Raw genomic sequence first — 20,718 nt, 5'->3', positions numbered from 1 at the left:
GAAAACGTGTGCGGATGTAAATAAATTCAGTTAGCACCAAAAGGGGGCGACATCGCCCCCAGGTTGGGTGTGTTGGACGCATATCGGCCAGGAATCAGTGCACCAGCATGCCGGTGAACCAATAGGCCTGCGCCAGGGTGATCAAGCCGATGATGGTCGCGAACAACAAGCTGTGCTTGAGCGTGAAACGCAGCAGGTCGGACTCGCGGCCCACCAGGCCGGTGGCAGCGCAGGCCACGGCGATGGACTGCGGCGAGATCATCTTGCCCGTCACGCCGCCGCTGGAGTTGGCCGCCACCATCAGTACGTCGCTGACGCCCAGTTGGTGCGCGGTGGTGGCTTGCAGCGAGCCGAACAGGGCGTTGGACGAGGTGTCCGAGCCGGTCAGGAACACGCCCAGCCAGCCCAGGAACGGCGAGAAGAACGGGAACGCGGAGCCGGTGCCCGCCAGGATCAGCGCCATGGTGGAAGACATGCCGGAGAAATTTGTGACGAAAGCGAAGGCCAGCACCATGCCGATGGACAGGATTGGCCAGCGCAGTTCGAACAGGGTTTCACCGAAGGTCTTCAAGGCGGTCTTGATGTCGATGCGCAGCACCATCATCGAGATGATCGCGGCGAACAGGATCGCTGTGCCGGTGGCCGAGATCGGGTCGAACTTGAACACGGCGGGCATCGGTGTTGCGGTGGCGACGATGGGCGCGGTCTTCAGTACCAATTGGTCGAGGTGCGGGATGGCGAAGTTGAACACGAAGTTGTACATGGCGCCGCCCGGGGCGAACATGGCTTTGAATGGCTTCAGGGTCCAGATGGTGACCAGCACGGTCAGGATCAGAAACGGCGACCAGGCCTTGAGGATCTCTCCCAGGCTGTAGGGCGTTGGTGTGGAGCCGCCCACCGCTGAGGCTTTGCCCGCAGGTCCGCCACCCATTACCGCTGCACCACCGCTTACCGCTACTTGATCAGTGCTGGCGCTGCGCTTGGGCTGCCACACTTTCAGGAACAAGGTCAGGCAGACGATGCTGGTCAGTGCCGAGGTGATGTCGGGCAGTTCCGGGCCGATGAAGTTGGAGGTCAGGTACTGCACGATGGCGAAGCTCAGGCCAGCAACCAATGCTGCCGGCCAGGTCTCCCGGACGCCGCGCAGCCCGTCCATGATGAACACCAGCCAGAACGGTACGATCAACGACAGCAGCGGCAGCTGGCGGCCGGTCATGGCGCCGATCTTGAACGGGTCGATGCCGGTCACCTGGCCGGCCACGATGATCGGGATGCCCAAAGCGCCGAAGGCCACGGGTGCGGTGTTGGCGATCAGGCACAGGCCTGCCGCGTACAGCGGGTTGAAGCCCAGGCCGACCAGCAGGGCCGCGGTGATGGCGACCGGCGCGCCGAAGCCTGCGGCACCTTCCAGGAAGGCGCCGAAGCAGAAGCCGATCAGCAATACCTGCAAGCGTTGGTCGTCGGTGATCGACAGTACCGAGCTGCGGATGATCTCGAATTGGCCGCTCTTGACCGTGAGTTTGTACAGGAACACGGCAGCGACGATGATCCAGGCGATCGGCCACAGCCCGTACATGAAGCCGTAGCCGGCGGCAGCCAGTGCCATGTCGGCCGGCATGCCGTAGGCGAAAATCGCCAGCACGATGGACAGCGCCAGGGTGATGCTGCCGGCGACGTGCCCCTTCATGCGGAATACGGCCAGCGCCAGGAAGAAGAACACGATGGGTATGACGGCTACCAGGGCGGATAGCCCGAGGCTGCCGAGCGGGTTGTAGATCTGCTGCCAGGTTTGCATAGACTGAGGCCCCTTGTTTTTTTTGGAAGGCTTGGCGCTACGGCGCTGTATTGCAGGAATTGGTAATACCAATTTACAATAAGTTCCGGTCAGGTTAGGACGCAGCCGTGGGGCTGTCAATTTCCTTGTCTATGACTTTGGTCGAGTGCGGCCAGGGCAATCGTGTGTTGGAGCCACCCATGGGTATTGAGCAAGTCCGTCAGCGGCGTTTGTCCGATGGCATCGTCGAGCGTCTGGAGGCCATGATTCTCGAGGGCACGCTAAGGGCGGGCGAGCGTTTGCCGGCCGAGCGGGCGCTGGCCGAGCAGTTTGGTGTGTCGCGGCCTTCCTTGCGTGAAGCCATCCAGAAGCTGGTGGCCAAGGGCATGTTGGTCAGTCGTCAGGGTGGGGGCAACTACGTCTGCCACACGCTTGGCTCAACCTTCAGCGATCCGCTGTTGGCGTTGCTGGAAAGCAATCCGGAAAGCCAGCGCGACCTGCTCGAGTTTCGTCATACCTTGGAGGCGTCGTGCGCCTTCTATGCAGCGCAGCGCGCCACCGAGATCGATCGCGATCGATTGAGGCAGGCCATGGATGTCTTGGAAGATTGTTACCGCCGAGTCGAGGGCGCCACGCGGGAAGAGGAGGGCGTGGCCGATGCCAACTTCCATCTGGCCATTGCCGAAGCCAGTCACAATGCGGTGTTGCTGCACACCGTACGTGGGCTGTTCGACATGCTCAAGCGCAACATGGTGGTGAACATCGGTGGCATGCACCGGCACAGCGGGGAAACCCGAGACAAGTTGATCATGCAGCATCGCCAGTTGTTTCAGGCCATCGTGAGCGGTCAGGCGGAGCAGGCACGTGAATTGGCCAGCCTGCATATCACTTATGTGCAGGGCGTGCTCGACGAGGCACGGCAGACGGTGCAACGCACCGCTCGCGCACAGCGACGCAGCGGCCTGCAGGAACCAGGCCGGTAGACGCGGCAAAGACGGTGCTGCAGGGGGAAGGAATCAGTCTTCCTTGCCCTTGTTGCGCACGGCACGCTGCAGCTCGCGATTGGAATCGCGTTCGCGCTCGGTATCGCGCTTGTCGTATTCCTTCTTGCCCTTGCCCAGAGCGATTTCACACTTGATCAAGTGCTTGCTCCAGTAGATCGACAAGGCCACGCAGGCATAGCCCTTCTGCTGAACCTGGGCGAACAGCTTTTCCAGCTCGCGGCGGTTGAGCAACAGTTTGCGGGTACGCGTGGGGTCGGCGATCACATGGGTGCTGGCCGTGGTCAGGGGGGTGAAGTGGCTACCCATCAGCCAGGCTTCGCCGTCCTTGAGCAGCACGTAGCTATCCACCAGTTGCGCCTTGCCGGCACGCAGGCTTTTTACTTCCCAACCGGCCAGGACCAAGCCAGCCTCGAAACGGTGTTCGATGAAGTAATCGTGTCGCGCTTTCTTGTTCTGCGCGATGGTCCCTGTAGGGTGTTTCTTTAGTTTGGCCATAGGGCGCGCATTATAGGCAGTCGTTGCGCTCTCGGCTACGGTATTGCTATGCGCTTGAGCGCTTGTAATGAATACCGGACAATACCTGATCTTTATGGATAGCCTGCGCTTTGCCGCTGTCGACAAAGAAGCCCCGTGATTTCGTTGGCGTGCCTCCTGTCTGCTGGCATGCCTACCTTATTTTCAAGGCGCCGTTGGCGTCGTTCGGCCGGCGCGGATTCTCGCGTCCGCCGCCCAGCTTTGGAAGTGACGCCCGCATGACTACCCATATTCAACGCTCGGCCCTGCTGCCTTATCCTGCTCAGGCCCTGTATGACCTGGTCAACGACGTGTCCCGCTATCCCGAGTTTCTGCCTTGGTGTTCGTCCACCACCATCCTCGAAGAAACCGACACTCTGATGCGCGCCAACCTGGACATTGCCAAGGGTGGGCTGAGTCAGCATTTTGTGACCCGCAATACCCTGGTACCCGGCAGCTCCATTGAAATGAACCTGGAAGAAGGTCCGTTCAACCAGTTGCACGGAGTGTGGGTGTTCAAGCCGCTGGGCGAGAAGGCCTGCAAGATCAGCCTGGATCTGTCCTTTGACTATGCCGGCCCAATCATTCGCGCTACCTTGGGTCCGCTGTTCAATCAGGCCGCCAACACCTTGGTGGATGCCTTCTGCCAGCGCGCCAAGCAACTGCATGGTTGAGCACCTGATCGACATCGAAGTGGCGTATGCCGCGGTCGATGATCAGGCATTGATCGGGCTGAAAGTGCCTGAGGGCACGACCGTCGCCCAGGCGATCGAGATGTCGGGCATTGCTCAGCGTTTCCCTGGTGTGAATTTCAGTCACTGCCCGGTAGGCATCTTCGCCAGTCTGCTGGATTCGCCTGCCGAGCACGTGCTGCAATCCGGTGACCGTATCGAACTCTACCGACCTTTGCTCGCGGACCCGAAAGAGGTGCGACGATTGCGCGCGGCCAAGGCGGCGCAAGCGCGCAAAGCGCATTGAGATAACTTTCCTTCGCCCATGAAAAAGCCCGGCATGACCGGGCTTTTTTCGTACCGCCTGTTTACTGCGGCGAAACGTCCAGCGGCTGGGGTGCCGGGACGGGGACTGTCTTCACGCCGTCCACGTCGCGCTGAATATCGTCGAGCATCGACCCAGGCTTGGGTGGCTCTTCTGCCTTCTGTGGCTCGCCCTGCTGGGGCGTAGCGTTGGTGTCGGTGTCGCTGCCCAGAATTGCCTGGTCCTTGCTGACGCCCGGCATGAAATCGCCAGAGAGGCCGACCAATTGGTCGTTGCCGTTGAACATGACACTCATGCGTTCCTGCTGGCGTTCGCCGCCGCCTGGCTGCAGGCTGTACAGGTAATCCCAGCGATTGGCGTGAAACGTGTCGACCAACAGGGGGTTGCCCATGATAAACCTTACTTGCCGACGGGTCATTCCGGGCCGTAACTGGTCTATCATGTCCTGTGTGACGACATTGCCCTGCTGGATGTCGATTTTGTAAACCCCGGGGAATGAACAACCGGCGAGTGCGAGCAGTCCCACGAAGGTGAGGCTGGTTAGCAAGTGCTTGGTGTTTTGCATCGGTGGGCGACTTCCACTATCTTGGCTGGGACAACGTAAACCCCGATCATACCCGTATTAAGAGATGCTGCGAAGCCGCATCGTTGAGAAAGCTGACCATGGTTGATAATAGCGAACTGCGTAAAGCCGGCCTCAAGGTGACCCTTCCACGGGTCAAGATTCTGCAAATGCTGGAGTCGGCACAGCAACGCCACATGAGCGCCGAGGAAGTCTACAAGGCGCTGATGGAAGCGGGCGAAGATGTGGGTCTGGCCACGGTTTACCGTGTTCTGACCCAATTCGAGGCGGCGGGTCTGGTAGCACGTCACAACTTCGATGGCGGCCATGCCGTGTTCGAATTGGCAGACGGCGAGCACCACGATCACATGGTCGATGTCGACTCGGGTGATGTGATCGAGTTTACCGACCACGAGATCGAGCGCCGCCAGAAGGAAATCGTCAGCGAGCATGGTTACGAGCTGGTGGATCACAACCTGGTGCTGTACGTGCGCAAGCCGAAGTAACTTCAGAAGTGATGCAAAAAAGGCGACCCTGGGGTCGCCTTTTTTGTTGGGGTGAATCAGTCATAGCATCTTCGCGGGCAGAACCCGCTCCCACAGGAGTAGGGCCACACCTCCTGTGGGAGGGGGCAGTGCCCCCGAAGAGGCCCGCCTGGCCACCATCACCCCTTGGCGGTAACCACCATCTTCTTCGCATGCGCCAGCGATTCCTTGGTCAGGTCAATCCCGCCCAGCATCCGCGCCACTTCTTCCACGCGCTCGCCTTTGCCCAGGTTCGACACCGCCGTACGTGTCTCGTCACTGCCGCGCACCTTGTGCACGAACAGGTGATGGTGCCCCTGCGCCGCCACCTGCGGCAGGTGGGTCACGGTCAGTACTTGCCCGCGCTCACCCAGGCGCCGCAGCAACTGCCCGACGATCTCGGCTGTCGGCCCGCCGATGCCCACGTCCACTTCGTCGAACACCAGCGTCGGAACTCGCGAGGTTTGCGCCGTGATCACCTGGATTGCCAGACTGATCCGCGACAGCTCGCCGCCCGAAGCCACCTTGGCCAAGGGTTTCATTGGCTGGCCAGGGTTGGCGCTGACCAACAACTCGACCTGCTCCAGGCCATTGGGGTGCAAGTCCTCGTGGGCATTGGCGCGCAGCTCGATGGTGAAACGCCCACCGGGCATGCCCAGGCGCTGGATTTCCACCTCCACTGCGGCAGCCAGTTGCGCGGCGGCATGGGTGCGCAGTCCGGTCAGCTCACCGGCTTTTTCCTGGTAGTGGCGTGCATAGGCCGCCAGCTCTTCACCCAGTTGCTCGATTGACTCGTCGCTGGCGTTCAACCCTTCCAGCTCTTCGAGCAAGCGGTGTTGCAGCGTCACCACTTCGGTCGGGTGAACGCGGTGTTTACGCGCCAGGGTATAGATGGTGTCGAGGCGCTCCTCGATATGCTGCAAGCGCGCCGGATCGGCCTCGAAGTGGTCGAGGAAGCGATTGAGTTCGCCCACGGCTTCTTCGACCTGGATCTGCGCCGTTGCCAGCATCGAGGCCGCTTCGCCCAACGCGTTCGGAGCATTGCTGACGCCGCCCAGGCGATTCAGGCTGGCGGTCAGCGCGCTGAGCACGTTGCCCGAATCGTTTTCACTGCAATGGTCGATGACCTGGCGGCAGATACCGAAAAGGGCTTCGGCGTTGGTCAGGTTCTTGTGTTCCTGTTCCAGCTGCTCCAGCTCGTTCTCGCCCAGCCCGAGGTTCTCCAGCTCTTCCAACTGGTAGCTGAGCAACTGGTGACGTGCGCGCTGTTCGTCGCCGGAGTCTGACAGCCGTTCGAGTTCCTGGCGGGTCTGGCGCCATTTCTGCGCAGCCAGGTGCACCTGCCGGGCCAGATCGCTGGCACCGGCGTATTCATCCAGCAGGCGGCGATGGGTATCGGTCTTGAGCAGCGACTGATGCTCGTGCTGGCTATGAATATCGATCAGCAGCTCACCCAGCGACTTGAGGTCGCCGAGCGGGCAGGGGGTGCCGTTGATATAGCCGCGCGAACCGCCCTTGGCCGTGATCACCCGGCGCAGAATGCAGGGGCCGTCGGTTTCCAGGTCGCGCTCGGCAAGCCACGTGCTGGCCTCGGGAATGTCGACCAGATCGAAGGTGGCAAGGATGTCGGCCTTGTCTGCTCCGGGCCGGACCACGCCGCTGTCGGCGCGATCGCCCAGGGCCAGGCCCAGCGCATCGAGCATGATCGATTTGCCGGCGCCGGTTTCGCCCGTGATCACGCTCATCCCGCGCTCGAGTTCGAGGTCGAGATGTTCGACGATGGCATAGTTATGTACGGACAGGTGCACCAGCATAAGACCGCCCCCAGGCATGAATGTCTGGTTATTTATACAGTGTTTTACACGGGGCTGACAATATCGGCCCTTAGCTCGTTTTCGCCTGATGCCTGGGTTTTTTATCGCTTCATTCGAAAGCCCACACTCAGCCGCTGGTCGTCAGCCCTTGAAGAGCGAATTTGCGACCCCATATACCGGTCAGAAGCGCGAGTCGACCTCGCGGACGTTATCGAGAGGAGAGAACCAATGGCTGATGAACAGAATCTGGACGATCAGAATCTAGACGCTAATCAGGCTGCCAGCGCTGGCGCCGAAGACCTCACCGCGCGCGTGCAGCTGCTCGAAGAGCAGCTTGCCACCGCGCAGGACCAGTCGCTGCGTGTGGCGGCCGACCTGCAGAATGTTCGCCGTCGTGCTGATCAGGACGTGGAAAAGGCGCACAAGTTCGCCCTCGAGAAGTTCGCCGGCGACCTATTGCCAGTGCTCGATAGCCTGGAGCGCGGTATCGAGCTGTCCAGCGCCGACGACGAAAGCATTCGTCCGATGCGCGAAGGCATGGAGCTGACCCTGAAAATGTTTCAGGACACCCTTAAGCGCTACAACCTGGAAGCCATCGACCCGCACGGCCAGCCATTCAACGCCGAGCATCACCAGGCCATGGCGATGCAGGAAAGCGCGGATGTCGAGCCCAACAGTGTCTTGAAGGTTTTCCAGAAGGGCTATCAGCTCAATGGACGCCTGCTGCGCCCGGCCATGGTCGTGGTCAGCAAGGCCGCCGCACCGGTTTCGCCTTCGATCGACGAGCAGGCTTGAAATCGGCCAAGTGGCCCCCATCTTAGTGTCAAGCGTTTAAGTGCTACCGCAGACAGCCACCACTGCTGCGGCAACCAAATCCAAAATTTTCGGGCCTTAGTGCCAGGAGAAGAAACATGGGCAAGATTATCGGTATCGACCTGGGGACCACCAACTCCTGCGTCTCCATTCTGGAAAACGGCAAGGCCAAGGTCATCGAGAACGCCGAAGGCGCTCGGACCACACCTTCGATCATCGCTTATGCCAACGACGGCGAAATTCTCGTCGGTCAGTCGGCCAAGCGTCAGGCCGTCACCAACCCGCATAACACGCTGTATGCAGTGAAGCGCCTGATCGGCCGTCGTTTCGCCGAAGACGTCGTGCAGAAAGACATTCAGATGGTCCCGTACAAAATTGTCGAAGCCGACAACAAGGACGCCTGGGTCGAAGTCAACGGCCAGAAAATGGCACCGCCGCAGATCTCGGCTGAAATCTTGAAAAAGATGAAGAAGACCGCCGAAGACTACCTCGGCGAAGCAGTCACCGAAGCGGTCATCACCGTGCCGGCCTACTTCAACGACAGCCAGCGTCAGGCCACCAAAGACGCCGGTCGTATCGCCGGTCTGGACGTCAAGCGCATCATCAACGAGCCGACTGCCGCTGCACTGGCATACGGCATGGACAAAGCCAAGGGCGACCACACCGTCATCGTTTATGACCTGGGTGGCGGTACCTTCGACGTGTCCGTGATCGAAATCGCCGAAGTCGATGGCGAGCACCAGTTCGAAGTGTTGGCCACCAACGGCGACACCTTCCTGGGTGGCGAAGACTTCGACATCCGCTTGATCGACTACCTCGTAGACGAATTCAAGAAAGAAAGCGGCATGAACCTCAAGGGTGACCCGCTGGCCATGCAGCGCCTGAAAGAAGCCGCTGAGAAAGCCAAGATCGAGCTGTCCTCGAGCCAGTCGACCGACGTCAACCTGCCGTACATCACTGCAGACGCGACCGGTCCGAAGCACTTGAACGTGAAGATCTCCCGCGCCAAGCTGGAATCGCTGGTCGAAGACCTGGTTCAGCGCACCATCGAGCCTTGCCGCATCGCCATGAAAGACGCCGGTATCGACGTTGGCGCGATCAACGACGTGATCCTGGTTGGTGGTCAGACCCGCATGCCGCTGGTCCAGAAGCTGGTCACCGACTTCTTCGGCAAAGAAGCCCGCAAGGACGTCAACCCTGACGAAGCCGTTGCCATGGGTGCTGCCATCCAGGGCGCCGTACTGGCCGGTGACGTGAAAGACGTGCTGCTGCTCGACGTCAGCCCGCTGACCCTGGGTATCGAAACCATGGGCGGCGTGATGACTGCGCTGATCGAGAAGAACACCACGATTCCTACCAAGAAATCGCAGGTGTTCTCGACGGCCGACGACAACCAGGGCGCCGTGACCATTCACGTCCTGCAGGGCGAGCGCAAGCAAGCCGCGCAGAACAAGTCGCTGGGTAAGTTCGACCTGGCCGAGATCCCGCCAGCACCACGTGGCGTGCCGCAGATCGAAGTGACCTTCGACATCGACGCCAACGGCATCCTGCACGTCGGCGCGAAGGACAAGGCTACCGGCAAGACCCAGTCGATCGTGATCAAGGCCAACTCCGGTCTGTCCGAGGACGAGATTCAGCAGATGGTGCGTGACGCTGAAGTCAACGCCGAAGAAGACCGCAAGTTCGAAGAGCTGGCCGCTGCCCGCAACCAGGGTGATGCACTGGTGCACTCGACGCGCAAGATGGTCGCCGACGCGGGTGACAAGGTCACCGCCGAGGAGAAGACTGCCATCGAAGCGGCCGTCGTGGCGCTGGAAGCTGCGGTCAAGGGCGACGACAAGGCTGCCATCGATGCCAAGGTCGAAGAGCTGTCCAAGGTCTCCGCTCCAGTGGCGCAGAAGATGTACGCCGACCAGGCCGAGAAGCCTGAAGGTGCTGCTGCCCAGCCAGCGGAAGAAGCCGGCAAGCACGACGACGTTGTCGATGCCGAGTTCGAAGAAGTCAAAGACAACAAGTAAACACTTGTTGGTCGGCCAGTTGACTGTGCTTGCACGGTGACTGGTAGGATGTCGCCGCGCGGGGGCTTGCTCCCGCGTTGGCGTGTCTGGAATACACGAATTTTAACAACATGCGACAGCGATCGGATGTTGGCGGCGCGGTCAGCGGCGCCCCTGCGTGCTGGCTCCCAAAAGAGTAAAAAGACTTATGGCAAAGCGTGACTATTACGAGGTTCTGGGGGTGGAGCGCGGCTCCAGCGAAGCAGATCTGAAGAAGGCCTATCGCCGCCTCGCGATGAAGCATCACCCGGATCGCAACCCCGACAGCAAGGAATCGGAAGAAGCGTTCAAAGAGGCCAACGAGGCCTATGAAGTGCTGTCCGATGCGAGCAAGCGCGCGGCGTACGACCAGTATGGTCATGCCGGCGTAGACCCGAGCATGGGGGGTGGTGGCCAGGGTTTCGGCGGCCAGAATTTCTCCGATATCTTCGGCGATGTGTTCAGCGATTTCTTCGGTGGCGGTCGCGGCGGCAATGGCCGCGGTGGCGCCCAGCGTGGCAGCGACCTGCGCTACACCCTCGAACTGAACCTGGAAGAAGCCGTGCGCGGCACCACGGTCAGCATCCGTGTGCCGACGCTGGTCAACTGCAAGCCCTGCGACGGCAGTGGCGCGAAGAAAGGCTCGGCGCCGATCACCTGCCCGACTTGTGGCGGTATCGGCCAGGTGCGTATGCAGCAGGGCTTCTTCTCGGTGCAGCAGACCTGCCCGCGCTGCCATGGCCAGGGCAAGATCATCTCCGACCCGTGCGATTCGTGCCATGGCGAAGGCCGTGTCGAAGAGTACAAGACCCTCTCGGTCAAGGTGCCTTCGGGCGTCGACACCGGTGATCGCATTCGCCTGTCGGGTGAAGGCGAGGCGGGCATGCAGGGTGGCCCGACCGGCGACCTCTACGTGGTGATCAACGTGCGCGAGCACGCGATCTTCCAGCGCGACGGCAAGCACCTGTACTGCGAAGTGCCGATCAGCTTCACCGACGCGGCATTGGGCGGCGAGCTGGAAGTGCCGACCCTCGACGGTCGGGTCAAGCTGAAGATCCCGGAAGGCACCCAGACCGGCAAGCAGTTCCGCCTGCGTGGCAAGGGCGTCGCGCCCGTGCGCGGCGGCGGTGCCGGCGACCTGATGTGCCGAGTGGCGGTGGAAACGCCGGTCAACCTCGATCGTCGTCAGCGTGAGTTGCTGGAAGAGTTCCGCACTTCGCTTGAGGGTAACGAATCCCATTCGCCGAAGGCCAATGGTTGGTTCGAGGGTGTGAAGCGTTTCTTCGGCGACCTGTAAGGCATAAGGATTCGAGCATGCGACGTATAGCTGTGATGGGCGCCGCCGGGCGCATGGGCAAGACCTTGATCGAAGCGGTCCAGCTGGCGCCCGGCGCCGGTTTGACGGCGGCGGTCGATCGGCCGGACAGCACGCTGGTGGGCGCCGATGCCGGCGAGCTGGCTGCGCTGGGGCGGATCGGCGTACCGCTGTCGGGCGACGTGGCCAAGGTGGCGGAGGAGTTCGATGTGTTGATCGACTTCACCCACCCAACCGTGACGCTGAGGAACCTGGCGTTCTGCCGCAAGGCGGGCAAGGCCATGGTCATCGGCACCACCGGTTTCAGTGCCGAAGAAAAGGCGTTGCTGGCCGAGGCGGGCAAGGATATCCCCATCGTCTTCGCCGCCAACTTCAGCGTTGGCGTCAACCTGTGCCTGAAGTTGCTCGACACCGCTGCGCGCGTGTTGGGCGACGACGTCGATATCGAGATCATGGAAGCCCATCACCGGCACAAGGTCGATGCGCCCTCGGGCACGGCCGTGCGCATGGGCGAAGTGATCGCCAGCGCGTTGGGTCGCGATCTGAAAAAGGTGGCGGTGTATGGCCGTGAAGGCCAGACCGGCGCGCGCGAGCGCCAGACCATTGGTTTCGCCACCGTGCGCGCGGGCGACGTGGTGGGTGACCACACCGTGCTGTTCGCCGCCGACGGCGAGCGCGTCGAGATCACCCACAAGGCCTCCAGCCGCATGACGTTCGCCAAGNGGACGTGCTGGACCTGCATTGATCCAGCTGCGCCAGGCTCGCTCCTCCCGTAGGAGCGGTCATCGGCCGCGAACCAGGCGCCGCGGTCTTGCTGACACACCGCGGTGCCTCTTCGCGGCCGATGACCGCTCCTACAAGGGGGAGGCGCGCCAAAGTCGCATTCCCTCAAGTCTGCACCGCATTCGCGGTAGACCAAAACCCCTCTTTTCTGTAAGCTACAGCTTTAGTGTGTCCACTAAAAGCGCGCAGATAATTCGATGAAAAGAAGCGGGGTGACGTATCCATACGGCATTCCGCTTTTTTACAACCTGCGATCGCCCTTTCAGGCTTTATTTACGGGAGGTCTTCTTGACTAAGCCAGCCATACTCGCCCTTGCCGATGGCAGCATCTTTCGCGGCGAAGCCATTGGAGCCGACGGGCAAACCGTTGGAGAGGTGGTGTTCAACACCGCCATGACCGGCTATCAGGAAATCCTTACCGATCCTTCCTATGCCCAGCAAATCGTCACCCTGACCTACCCCCACATCGGCAACACCGGCACCACCCCGGAAGATGCCGAGTCCGATCGCGTCTGGGCCGCAGGCCTGGTGATCCGCGACCTGCCATTGGTGGCCAGCAACTGGCGTAACACCATGGCCCTGGACGACTACCTGAAAGCCAACAACGTGGTTGCCATCGCCGGCATCGACACCCGCCGCCTGACCCGCATCCTGCGAGAGAAAGGCGCGCAGAACGGCTGCATCATGGCCGGTGACGACATCAGCGAAGAGGCCGCCATTGCCGCCGCGCGTGCCTTCCCCGGCCTCAAGGGCATGGACCTGGCCAAGGAAGTCAGCACCAAGGACACCTACCAGTGGCGTTCCAGTGTCTGGGAACTGAAATCCGACAGCCACCCCGATGTGCCTAACAGCGAGCTGCCTTACCACGTGGTCGCCTACGACTACGGCGTCAAGGTCAACATCCTGCGCATGCTGGTCGAGCGCGGCTGCCACCTCACCGTGGTACCTGCGCAAACCCCGGCCGCCGACGTGCTGGCGCTCAACCCCGATGGCGTGTTCCTGTCCAACGGCCCTGGCGATCCAGAGCCCTGCGACTACGCTATCCAGGCGATCAAGGAAGTGCTGCAGACCGAGATTCCGGTCTTCGGCATCTGCCTGGGCCACCAGTTGCTGGCTTTGGCCGCCGGCGCCAAGACCGTCAAGATGGGTCATGGTCACCACGGTGCCAACCACCCGGTGCAGGATATCGACAGCGGCGTGGTGATGATCACCAGCCAGAACCACGGCTTTGCGGTGGATGAAGCGACGTTGCCGAGCAATGTCCGCGCGATCCACAAATCGCTGTTCGACGGCACCCTGCAGGGCATCGAGCTGACCGACAAGGCCGCGTTCAGCTTCCAGGGTCACCCTGAAGCCAGCCCCGGTCCGAACGACGTCTCGCCGCTGTTCGACCGCTTCATCGAATCGATGGCCAAGCGCCGCTGATCACTGTCGGACCCGTGTGTAACGCGCGCCCCGGCCGGCCCCGTCGAAGACGGACAGGCCGCCAGGGCGCCGCCCAATAAAGTTCAGGCGGGCAGCCGGCTGAACTGCGCAATTGAGTGAGAACCATGCCAAAACGTACAGACTTGAAAAGCATCCTGATTCTTGGCGCCGGCCCGATCGTCATCGGCCAGGCCTGCGAATTCGACTACTCCGGCGCCCAGGCCTGCAAGGCCCTGCGCGAAGAGGGTTACCGCGTCATTCTGGTCAACTCCAACCCGGCCACCATCATGACCGACCCGGACATGGCCGACGCCACCTACATCGAACCGATCAAGTGGCAGACCGTGGCCAAGATCATCGAGAAAGAGCGTCCGGACGCCGTGTTGCCGACCATGGGTGGCCAGACTGCCCTGAACTGCGCCCTGGACTTGGAGCGCGAAGGCGTTCTGGCCAAGTTCGGCGTGGAAATGATCGGTGCCAATGCCGACACCATCGACAAGGCCGAAGACCGTTCGCGTTTCGACAAGGCCATGAAATCCATCGGCCTGGCCTGCCCACGCTCGGGTATCGCCCACAGCATGGAAGAAGCCAATGCCGTGCTGGAGAAGCTCGGCTTCCCGTGCATCATTCGTCCATCGTTCACCATGGGCGGTACCGGCGGCGGCATCGCCTACAACCGTGAAGAGTTCGAAGAGATCTGCGCCCGTGGTCTGGACCTGTCGCCAACCAAGGAACTGCTGATCGACGAATCGCTGATCGGTTGGAAAGAGTACGAGATGGAAGTGGTCCGCGACAAAAAGGACAACTGCATCATCGTCTGTTCCATCGAGAACTTCGACCCGATGGGCGTGCACACCGGTGACTCGATCACCGTCGCACCGGCGCAGACCCTGACCGACAAGGAATACCAGATCCTGCGCAACGCCTCGCTGGCAGTGCTGCGCGAGATCGGCGTGGAAACCGGCGGTTCCAACGTGCAGTTCGGTATCTGCCCGGACACTGGCCGCATGGTCGTGATCGAGATGAACCCGCGCGTGTCGCGCTCCTCGGCATTGGCTTCCAAGGCCACCGGCTTCCCGATCGCCAAGGTCGCGGCCAAGCTGGCCGTCGGCTACACCCTCGACGAACTGCAGAACGACATCACCGGCGGCAAGACCCCGGCGTCGTTCGAACCGTCGATCGACTACGTCGTCACCAAGCTGCCACGCTTCGCCTTCGAGAAATTCCCGAAAGCCGACGCGCGCCTGACCACCCAGATGAAATCCGTGGGTGAAGTCATGGCCATCGGCCGGACCTTCCAGGAATCCCTGCAGAAAGCCCTGCGCGGCCTGGAAGTGGGCGTCAGTGGCCTGGACCCTAAAGTCGACCTGAGCAGCCCCGAAGCCAACGGCATCCTCAAGCGCGAACTGACCGTGCCGGGCGCCGAGCGCATCTGGTACGTCGCCGACGCCATGCGCGCCGGCATGAGCGTGGACGACATCTTCGCCCTGACCATGATCGACCGTTGGTTCCTGGTGCAGATGGAAGACCTGATCAAGGAAGAAGAGAAGGTCAAGACCCTGGGTCTGGCCGATATCGACAAGGCCTTGATGTTCCGCCTCAAGCGCAAGGGTTTCTCCGACCAGCGTCTGGCCAAGCTGCTGGGCATCACCGACAAGAATCTGCGTCGTCACCGTCACAAGCTGGACGTGTTCCCGGTCTACAAGCGCGTCGACACCTGCGCCGCCGAGTTCGCCACCGACACCGCCTACCTGTACTCCACGTACGAGGAAGAGTGCGAGGCCAACCCGACCGACCGCGACAAGATCATGATCCTGGGCGGTGGCCCGAACCGTATCGGCCAAGGCATCGAGTTCGACTACTGCTGCGTTCACGCGGCCCTGGCCCTGCGCGCCGACGGGTACGAGACCATCATGGTCAACTGCAACCCGGAAACCGTGTCCACCGACTACGACACCTCCGATCGCCTGTACTTCGAGCCATTGACGCTCGAAGACGTGCTGGAAATCGTGCGCGTCGAGAAGCCCAAGGGCGTCATCGTCCAGTACGGCGGCCAGACCCCGCTGAAACTGGCCCGCGCCCTGGAAGAAGCCGGCGTGCCGATCATCGGCACCAGCCCTGATTCCATCGACCGCGCCGAAGACCGCGAGCGTTTCCAGCAGATGGTCCAGCGCCTGAACCTGCTGCAGCCGCCGAACGCGACCGTGCGCAGCGAAGAAGAAGCCATTCGCGCCGCCGGCGTGATCGGTTACCCACTGGTCGTGCGCCCGTCGTACGTGCTGGGCGGCCGCGCCATGGAGATCGTCTACGAACTCGACGAGCTCAAGCGCTACCTGCGTGAAGCCGTACAGGTGTCCAACGACAGCCCGGTACTGCTCGACCACTTCCTCAACTGCGCCATCGAGATGGACGTGGATGCGGTGTGCGACGGCACCGACGTGGTCATCGGCGCGATCATGCAGCACATCGAGCAGGCCGGTGTTCACTCCGGTGACTCGGCCTGCTCGCTGCCGCCGTACTCGCTGCCGGCCCACGTGCAGGACGAAGTGCGCGAGCAGGTCAAGAAGATGGCCCTGGAACTGGGTGTCATCGGCTTGATGAACGTGCAGCTGGCGCTGCAGGGCGACAAGATCTACGTGATCGAAGTCAACCCGCGCGCCTCGCGTACCGTACCGTTCGTGTCCAAGTGCATCGGCACGTCGCTGGCGATGATTGCCGCACGCGTCATGGCCGGCAAGACCCTGAAGGAAATCGGCTTCACCAAGGAAATCATTCCCAACTTCTACAGCGTCAAGGAAGCGGTGTTCCCGTTCGCCAAGTTCCCTGGCGTCGACCCGATCCTTGGCCCGGAAATGAAATCCACGGGTGAAGTGATGGGTGTCGGCGACACCTTCGGCGAAGCCTTCGCCAAGGCGCAGATGGGCGCCAGCGAAGTGCTGCCGACCGGCGGCACGGCCTTCATCAGCGTGCGTGACGACGACAAGCCGCTGGTAGCTGGCGTGGCCCGCGACCTGATCGCATTGGGCTTCGAAGTGGTTGCCACCGCAGGCACCGCACGCGTCATCGAAGCAGCCGGTTTGAAGGTCCGTCGTGTCAACAAGGTGACCGAAGGTCGCCCGCACGTGGTCGACATGATCAAGAACGACGAAGTCACCTTGATCATCAACACCACCGAAGGCCGTCAGTCGATCGCCGATTCTTACTCGATCCGTCGCAACGCCTTGCAGCACAAGATCTACTGCACCACGACCATTGCCGCTGGCGAAGCGATCTGTGAAGCGCTCAAGTTCGGTCCTGAAAAGACCGTGCGCCGTTTGCAGGATCTCCACGCAGGACTCAACGCATGATCAAGTACCCAATGACCGTCCAGGGCCATCGTGCCCTGGAGGAAGAACACGAAAAACTCAGCAAGGTCGAGCGCCCGCGCTTGAGCCAGGCCATCGGCGAGGCGCGCGAGCTGGGCGACCTCAAGGAGAACGCCGAATACCATGCGGCCCGCGAGGAGCAGGGCATGGTCGAGGCGCGTATCCGTGACATCGAGGGGCGCTTGCAGAACGCTGTGGTGATCGACGTCACCACGATTCCGAAAACCGGCAAGGTGATTTTCGGCACGACCGTGGAAATCGCCAATGTCGAAACCGACGAGCGCGTGAAGTACAAGATCGTCGGTGAGGACGAAGCCGACATCAAGGGCGGCAAGCTGTCCCATGGCTCGCCCATCGCGCGTGCCCTCATCGCCAAGGAAGAAGGCGACGTGGTCACGGTGAAAACCCCCGGCGGCGTGATCGAGTACGAGATCGTCGAAGTTGCCCACGTTTGATCGGCTACCGTGGCGGCGCGTGAGCGCCGCCATCTGGCAGCTGTAGTGCTACCAGCTATCGGGCGTTACCAGCCGGGTGCTGGTAGGGCAGCCGGGCCCCTCGGCGGCGCGCATGGCGCGACCTCGAGGGTCGGCCCGGGCATCAGCGAAAGCGATGCACGTTCGACAGTTGCTTGTTCACTTGCGGATTTTTGCGGTAAACCAGTGCCATCTTGCCGATGACCTGGACCAGATCGGCACGGCCGACCTTGCACAGTTCGGCAACGGCTTGCAGGCGCTGTTCGCGGTCGAGGATGTTGAGTTTGATCTTGATCAGCTCGTGATCGCTCAAGGCGCGCTCGAATTCTGCTAAAACACCTTCAGTCAAACCATTGTCGGCAACCATCAAAACCGGCTTCAGATGGTGACCAATCGATTTGTACTGTTTCTTCTGCTCTTGAGTGAGCGGCATAATCTGACCCTTCATCTGATCTTGTAAAAAGCGGCGGCCAGTTTACCCGAGCGCCCTCGGCTCCGCCCAGTTAATCACGACCCGTTATTCGAGGTGCCCCGTGGCCCGTTCCAAGACAAGCCTCAATTGGCTGAAAGAACACTTCAACGATCCGTACGTCAAGATGGCGCAGAAAGACGGGTATCGTTCGCGTGCAAGCTACAAGCTGCTGGAAATACAGGAGCGCGACCGCCTGATCCGCCCCGGCATGAGTGTCATCGACCTGGGCGCCGCGCCTGGCGGATGGTCCCAGGTGACCAGTCGTCTGATTGGTGGCCAGGGTCGACTCATCGCGTCCGATATCCTGGAAATGGACAGCATCCCCGATGTCACCTTCATTCAGGGCGACTTCACCGAGGATGCAGTGCTGGCGCAGATCCTCGAGGCCGTCGGTAATTCGCAGGTCGACCTTGTGATTTCCGATATGGCCCCCAATATGAGTGGACTGGCCGCAGTCGACATGCCCCGTGCAATGTTCCTCTGCGAGCTGGCGCTCGACCTGGCCAGCCGGGTCCTGCGTCCGGGCGGTGATTTCCTGATCAAGGTCTTCCAGGGTGAAGGTTTCGACGTGTATCACAAGACCGTTCGGCAGATGTTCGAGAAGGTCCAGATGCGCAAGCCTTCCTCGTCCCGTGACCGCTCGCGCGAGCAGTACCTGCTGGGCCGTGGTTTCAAGGGCGTGGAAAAGCCGGACCTTGAGGTCTGAGGCTGTCGATAGCTTTTATTAAATGGCGCGGCATGCTGAGCATAAACGAAGATTACGCAGTCAAAGTTTCACAAAAGGTTACAGACGCCGCCTGCGGAGCCGTAGGCAATGTAGTAAGTTTGGCCGGTGAACATCATGCGAAGCACGCCTGCGCGGGTTGCGGGTAGCAGGCTTCAGAGGGTAGCGAATTGAACGATATGGCAAAGAATCTGATCCTGTGGTTGATCATCGCCGCCGTCCTGGTGACGGTCATGAACAACTTCTCCAGCCCCAATGAGCCGCAGACCCTCAACTATTCCGACTTCATCCAGCAGGTGAAGGACGGCAAGGTCGAGCGCGTTGCCGTGGATGGCTATGTCATCACCGGCAAGCGTACCGATGGCGATGCCTTCAAGACCATACGGCCCGCCATTCAGGACAACGGCCTGATCGGCGACCTGGTGGACAACAAGGTCGTGGTCGAGGGCAAGCAGCCTGAACAGCAAAGCATCTGGACCCAGCTCCTGGTAGCCAGCTTCCCGATCCTGGTGATCATCGCGGTGTTCATGTTCTTCATGCGCCAGATGCAGGGCGGGGCGGGTGGCAAGGGCGGCCCGATGAGCTTCGGCAAGAGCAAGGCGCGCCTGCTCTCCGAAGATCAGGTCAAGACCACCCTGGCCGACGTGGCCGGTTGCGACGAAGCCAAGGAGGAAGTCGGCGAGCTGGTCGAGTTCCTGCGCGATCCAGGCAAGTTCCAGCGCCTGGGCGGTCGCATTCCCCGCGGCGTGCTGATGGTCGGCCCGCCCGGTACGGGTAAGACACTGCTAGCCAAGGCCATTGCCGGCGAAGCCAAGGTACCGTTCTTCACCATTTCCGGTTCGGACTTCGTCGAGATGTTCGTCGGTGTCGGTGCGAGCCGTGTACGTGACATGTTCGAACAGGCGAAGAAGCACGCGCCTTGCATCATCTTCATCGACGAAATCGATGCCGTGGGTCGCCATCGTGGCGCCGGCATGGGCGGTGGTCACGACGAGCGCGAGCAGACGCTCAACCAGTTGCTGGTCGAGATGGACGGCTTCGAAATGAATGACGGCATCATCGTCATTGCCGCGACCAACCGTCCGGACGTGCTCGACGCTGCGCTGCTGCGCCCGGGCCGTTTCGACCGCCAGGTCGTGGTAGGCCTGCCGGACATCCGCGGTCGCGAGCAGATCCTCAAGGTTCACATGAAGAAAGCGCCCTTGGGCGACGACGTGAACCCTGCGGTCATCGCTCGCGGTACACCGGGTTTCTCCGGTGCCGATCTGGCCAACCTGGTCAACGAAGCGTCGCTGTTCGCTGCCCGCAATGGCAAGCGCCTTGTCGAGATGAAGGAATTCGAGCTCGCCAAGGACAAGATCATGATGGGCGCCGAGCGCAAAAACATGGTCATGTCCGAGAAAGAGAAGCAGAACACGGCTTACCATGAAGCGGGCCATGCCATCGTCGGTCGCGTCGTGCCCGAGCACGACCCGGTCTACAAGGTCTCGATCATCCCGCGCGGTCGCGCGCTGGGTGTGACCATGTTCCTTCCTGAAGAAGATCGCTACAGCCTGTCCAAGCGCGCCCTGATCAGTCAGATCTGCTCGCTGTACGGGGGGCGTATTGCCGAAGAGATGACGCTGGGCTTCGATGGCGTTACCACCGGTGCGTCCAACGACATCATGCGCGCCAGCCAGATCGCTCGGAACATGGTTACCAAGTGGGGCTTATCCGAGAAGCTGGGGCCATTGCTCTACGCGGAAGACGAAGACCAGGGTTACCTGGGTCGTGGCGGCGGCGGTGGTGCGGCTGCGGTGTCGGGCGAAACTGCCAAGGTGATCGACTCCGAAGTGCGCAGCATCATCGACCAGTGCTACGGCACGGCCAGGCAGATCCTTACGGACAACCGTGACAAGCTGGATGCAATGGCGGACGCGCTGATGAAGTACGAGACGATCGATGCCGATCAGATCGATGACATCATGGCAGGCCGCACACCACGTGAGCCTCGCGATTGGTCCGGCGGTGGTTCGGGTTCGTCGGGCACGACCATCGCCCCGGATCCACGTCCTGAAACACCCATCGGTGGGCCAGCGGCCGAGGTCTGACACAGACGCCTCAACGCTCGATACCTAAGGTTTGA

At 61.4% G+C, this 20,718-nt stretch carries 17 protein-coding genes and 1 pseudogene; 13 read left to right on the top strand and 5 right to left on the bottom strand.

Going from position 1 to position 20,718, the window contains the following annotated elements:
* Positions 1-94: 94 nt before the first annotated feature.
* A complete protein-coding gene (locus tag IFT98_RS19760) occupies positions 95-1,795 on the bottom strand; it encodes a lactate permease LctP family transporter (RefSeq protein WP_192051261.1) in 1,701 nt (566 codons plus the stop codon).
* Between the two features lie 179 nt (positions 1,796-1,974).
* On the opposite strand from IFT98_RS19760, the gene IFT98_RS19755 reads away from it, so the two are divergent.
* Positions 1,975-2,757 carry a GntR family transcriptional regulator gene (locus tag IFT98_RS19755; RefSeq protein WP_192051259.1) on the top strand — a complete coding sequence of 261 codons (783 nt, stop codon included), beginning with the start codon at positions 1,975-1,977 and terminating at the stop codon, positions 2,755-2,757.
* A gap of 33 nt (positions 2,758-2,790) precedes the next feature.
* On the opposite strand, the gene smpB is transcribed toward IFT98_RS19755, so the two are convergent.
* Positions 2,791-3,273 carry an SsrA-binding protein SmpB gene (smpB, locus tag IFT98_RS19750; RefSeq protein ID WP_043190812.1) on the bottom strand — a complete coding sequence of 161 codons (483 nt, stop codon included), beginning with the start codon at positions 3,271-3,273 and terminating at the stop codon, positions 2,791-2,793.
* A gap of 257 nt (positions 3,274-3,530) precedes the next feature.
* Between smpB and IFT98_RS19745 the strand changes: the two genes are divergently transcribed.
* Both IFT98_RS19745 and IFT98_RS19740 read left to right on the top strand, forming a co-directional pair.
* A complete protein-coding gene (locus IFT98_RS19745) occupies positions 3,531-3,965 on the top strand; it encodes a type II toxin-antitoxin system RatA family toxin (protein WP_122480203.1) in 435 nt (144 codons plus the stop codon).
* The gene (locus IFT98_RS19740; RefSeq protein WP_192051257.1) at positions 3,958-4,269 is read left to right on the top strand and encodes an RnfH family protein; all 312 of its coding nucleotides are present in this window, start codon (positions 3,958-3,960) and stop codon (positions 4,267-4,269) included. The genes IFT98_RS19745 and IFT98_RS19740 overlap by 8 nt, the downstream gene beginning before the upstream one ends.
* A 61-nt stretch (positions 4,270-4,330) precedes the next feature.
* Here IFT98_RS19740 and IFT98_RS19735 read toward each other — a convergent pair whose 3' ends face one another.
* Positions 4,331-4,852, bottom strand: a complete 522-nt coding sequence (locus tag IFT98_RS19735; RefSeq protein WP_192051255.1) for an outer membrane protein assembly factor BamE — start codon at positions 4,850-4,852, stop codon at positions 4,331-4,333.
* 98 nt (positions 4,853-4,950) lie between these two features.
* Here IFT98_RS19735 and fur point away from each other — a divergent pair, with 98 nt between their 5' ends.
* Entirely contained in the window at positions 4,951-5,355 is a 405-nt protein-coding gene (fur, locus tag IFT98_RS19730; RefSeq protein WP_122480200.1) for a ferric iron uptake transcriptional regulator, read from the top strand.
* A 158-nt stretch (positions 5,356-5,513) separates the two neighbouring features.
* Here the strand turns inward: fur and recN are convergent, their stop codons facing one another.
* Positions 5,514-7,187: a DNA repair protein RecN gene (gene recN / locus IFT98_RS19725; RefSeq protein WP_192051254.1), complete on the bottom strand. Its 1,674-nt coding sequence runs from the start codon at positions 7,185-7,187 to the stop codon at positions 5,514-5,516.
* Positions 7,188-7,415: 228 nt separating this feature from the next.
* Between recN and grpE the strand changes: the two genes are divergently transcribed.
* From grpE to greA, 7 genes and pseudogenes are all read left to right on the top strand, one after another.
* Positions 7,416-7,982, top strand: coding sequence for a nucleotide exchange factor GrpE (gene grpE, locus IFT98_RS19720; RefSeq protein ID WP_122480198.1), 567 nt, complete (start codon positions 7,416-7,418; stop codon positions 7,980-7,982).
* Positions 7,983-8,098: 116 nt separating this feature from the next.
* The gene (gene dnaK / locus IFT98_RS19715) at positions 8,099-10,018 is read left to right on the top strand and encodes a molecular chaperone DnaK (protein ID WP_192051252.1); all 1,920 of its coding nucleotides are present in this window, start codon (positions 8,099-8,101) and stop codon (positions 10,016-10,018) included.
* Positions 10,019-10,205: 187 nt separating this feature from the next.
* On the top strand, positions 10,206-11,333 hold the full coding sequence (gene dnaJ / locus IFT98_RS19710) for a molecular chaperone DnaJ (protein WP_122480196.1): 1,128 nt from the start codon (positions 10,206-10,208) through the stop codon (positions 11,331-11,333).
* A 17-nt stretch (positions 11,334-11,350) separates the two neighbouring features.
* Positions 11,351-12,073 (top strand): annotated as a pseudogene (gene dapB, locus IFT98_RS19705) (4-hydroxy-tetrahydrodipicolinate reductase); the annotation flags it as partial.
* A 349-nt stretch (positions 12,074-12,422) separates the two neighbouring features.
* On the top strand, positions 12,423-13,559 hold the full coding sequence (gene carA / locus IFT98_RS19700) for a glutamine-hydrolyzing carbamoyl-phosphate synthase small subunit (protein ID WP_122480194.1): 1,137 nt from the start codon (positions 12,423-12,425) through the stop codon (positions 13,557-13,559).
* A 125-nt stretch (positions 13,560-13,684) separates the two neighbouring features.
* Entirely contained in the window at positions 13,685-16,906 is a 3,222-nt protein-coding gene (carB, locus tag IFT98_RS19695) for a carbamoyl-phosphate synthase large subunit (protein WP_122714823.1), read from the top strand.
* Complete coding sequence (greA, locus tag IFT98_RS19690; RefSeq protein WP_122480192.1) at positions 16,903-17,379, top strand: transcription elongation factor GreA; 477 nt, start codon at positions 16,903-16,905, stop codon at positions 17,377-17,379. Before carB ends, greA begins: the two co-directional genes overlap by 4 nt.
* A 142-nt stretch (positions 17,380-17,521) precedes the next feature.
* Here the strand turns inward: greA and IFT98_RS19685 are convergent, their stop codons facing one another.
* Complete coding sequence (locus IFT98_RS19685; RefSeq protein WP_049858703.1) at positions 17,522-17,830, bottom strand: YhbY family RNA-binding protein; 309 nt, start codon at positions 17,828-17,830, stop codon at positions 17,522-17,524.
* Positions 17,831-17,930: 100 nt separating this feature from the next.
* Between IFT98_RS19685 and rlmE the strand changes: the two genes are divergently transcribed.
* Positions 17,931-18,575 carry a 23S rRNA (uridine(2552)-2'-O)-methyltransferase RlmE gene (rlmE, locus tag IFT98_RS19680; RefSeq protein WP_192051249.1) on the top strand — a complete coding sequence of 215 codons (645 nt, stop codon included), beginning with the start codon at positions 17,931-17,933 and terminating at the stop codon, positions 18,573-18,575.
* A 197-nt stretch (positions 18,576-18,772) separates the two neighbouring features.
* Positions 18,773-20,683 carry an ATP-dependent zinc metalloprotease FtsH gene (gene ftsH / locus IFT98_RS19675; protein ID WP_122714824.1) on the top strand — a complete coding sequence of 637 codons (1,911 nt, stop codon included), beginning with the start codon at positions 18,773-18,775 and terminating at the stop codon, positions 20,681-20,683.
* Positions 20,684-20,718: the final 35 nt, after the last annotated feature.

Origin of the sequence: Pseudomonas sp. CFBP 8770, from assembly GCF_014841705.1 — a bacterium.
Lineage (GTDB): Bacteria > Pseudomonadota > Gammaproteobacteria > Pseudomonadales > Pseudomonadaceae > Aquipseudomonas.
This window is presented reverse-complemented; position numbering and strand designations above follow the sequence as displayed.

Coding starts and splice junctions, on each gene's coding strand:
- ftsH (WP_122714824.1), top strand. CDS start 18,773: ATGGCAAAGAATCTGATCCTGTGGTTGATCATCGCCGCCGTCCTGGTG.
- IFT98_RS19735 (WP_192051255.1), bottom strand. CDS start 4,852: ATGCAAAACACCAAGCACTTGCTAACCAGCCTCACCTTCGTGGGACTG.
- IFT98_RS19755 (WP_192051259.1), top strand. CDS start 1,975: ATGGGTATTGAGCAAGTCCGTCAGCGGCGTTTGTCCGATGGCATCGTC.
- IFT98_RS19760 (WP_192051261.1), bottom strand. CDS start 1,795: ATGCAAACCTGGCAGCAGATCTACAACCCGCTCGGCAGCCTCGGGCTA.
- fur (WP_122480200.1), top strand. CDS start 4,951: ATGGTTGATAATAGCGAACTGCGTAAAGCCGGCCTCAAGGTGACCCTT.
- dnaK (WP_192051252.1), top strand. CDS start 8,099: ATGGGCAAGATTATCGGTATCGACCTGGGGACCACCAACTCCTGCGTC.
- IFT98_RS19685 (WP_049858703.1), bottom strand. CDS start 17,830: ATGCCGCTCACTCAAGAGCAGAAGAAACAGTACAAATCGATTGGTCAC.
- IFT98_RS19740 (WP_192051257.1), top strand. CDS start 3,958: ATGGTTGAGCACCTGATCGACATCGAAGTGGCGTATGCCGCGGTCGAT.
- IFT98_RS19745 (WP_122480203.1), top strand. CDS start 3,531: ATGACTACCCATATTCAACGCTCGGCCCTGCTGCCTTATCCTGCTCAG.
- carB (WP_122714823.1), top strand. CDS start 13,685: ATGCCAAAACGTACAGACTTGAAAAGCATCCTGATTCTTGGCGCCGGC.
- greA (WP_122480192.1), top strand. CDS start 16,903: ATGATCAAGTACCCAATGACCGTCCAGGGCCATCGTGCCCTGGAGGAA.
- recN (WP_192051254.1), bottom strand. CDS start 7,187: ATGCTGGTGCACCTGTCCGTACATAACTATGCCATCGTCGAACATCTC.
- grpE (WP_122480198.1), top strand. CDS start 7,416: ATGGCTGATGAACAGAATCTGGACGATCAGAATCTAGACGCTAATCAG.
- smpB (WP_043190812.1), bottom strand. CDS start 3,273: ATGGCCAAACTAAAGAAACACCCTACAGGGACCATCGCGCAGAACAAG.
- dnaJ (WP_122480196.1), top strand. CDS start 10,206: ATGGCAAAGCGTGACTATTACGAGGTTCTGGGGGTGGAGCGCGGCTCC.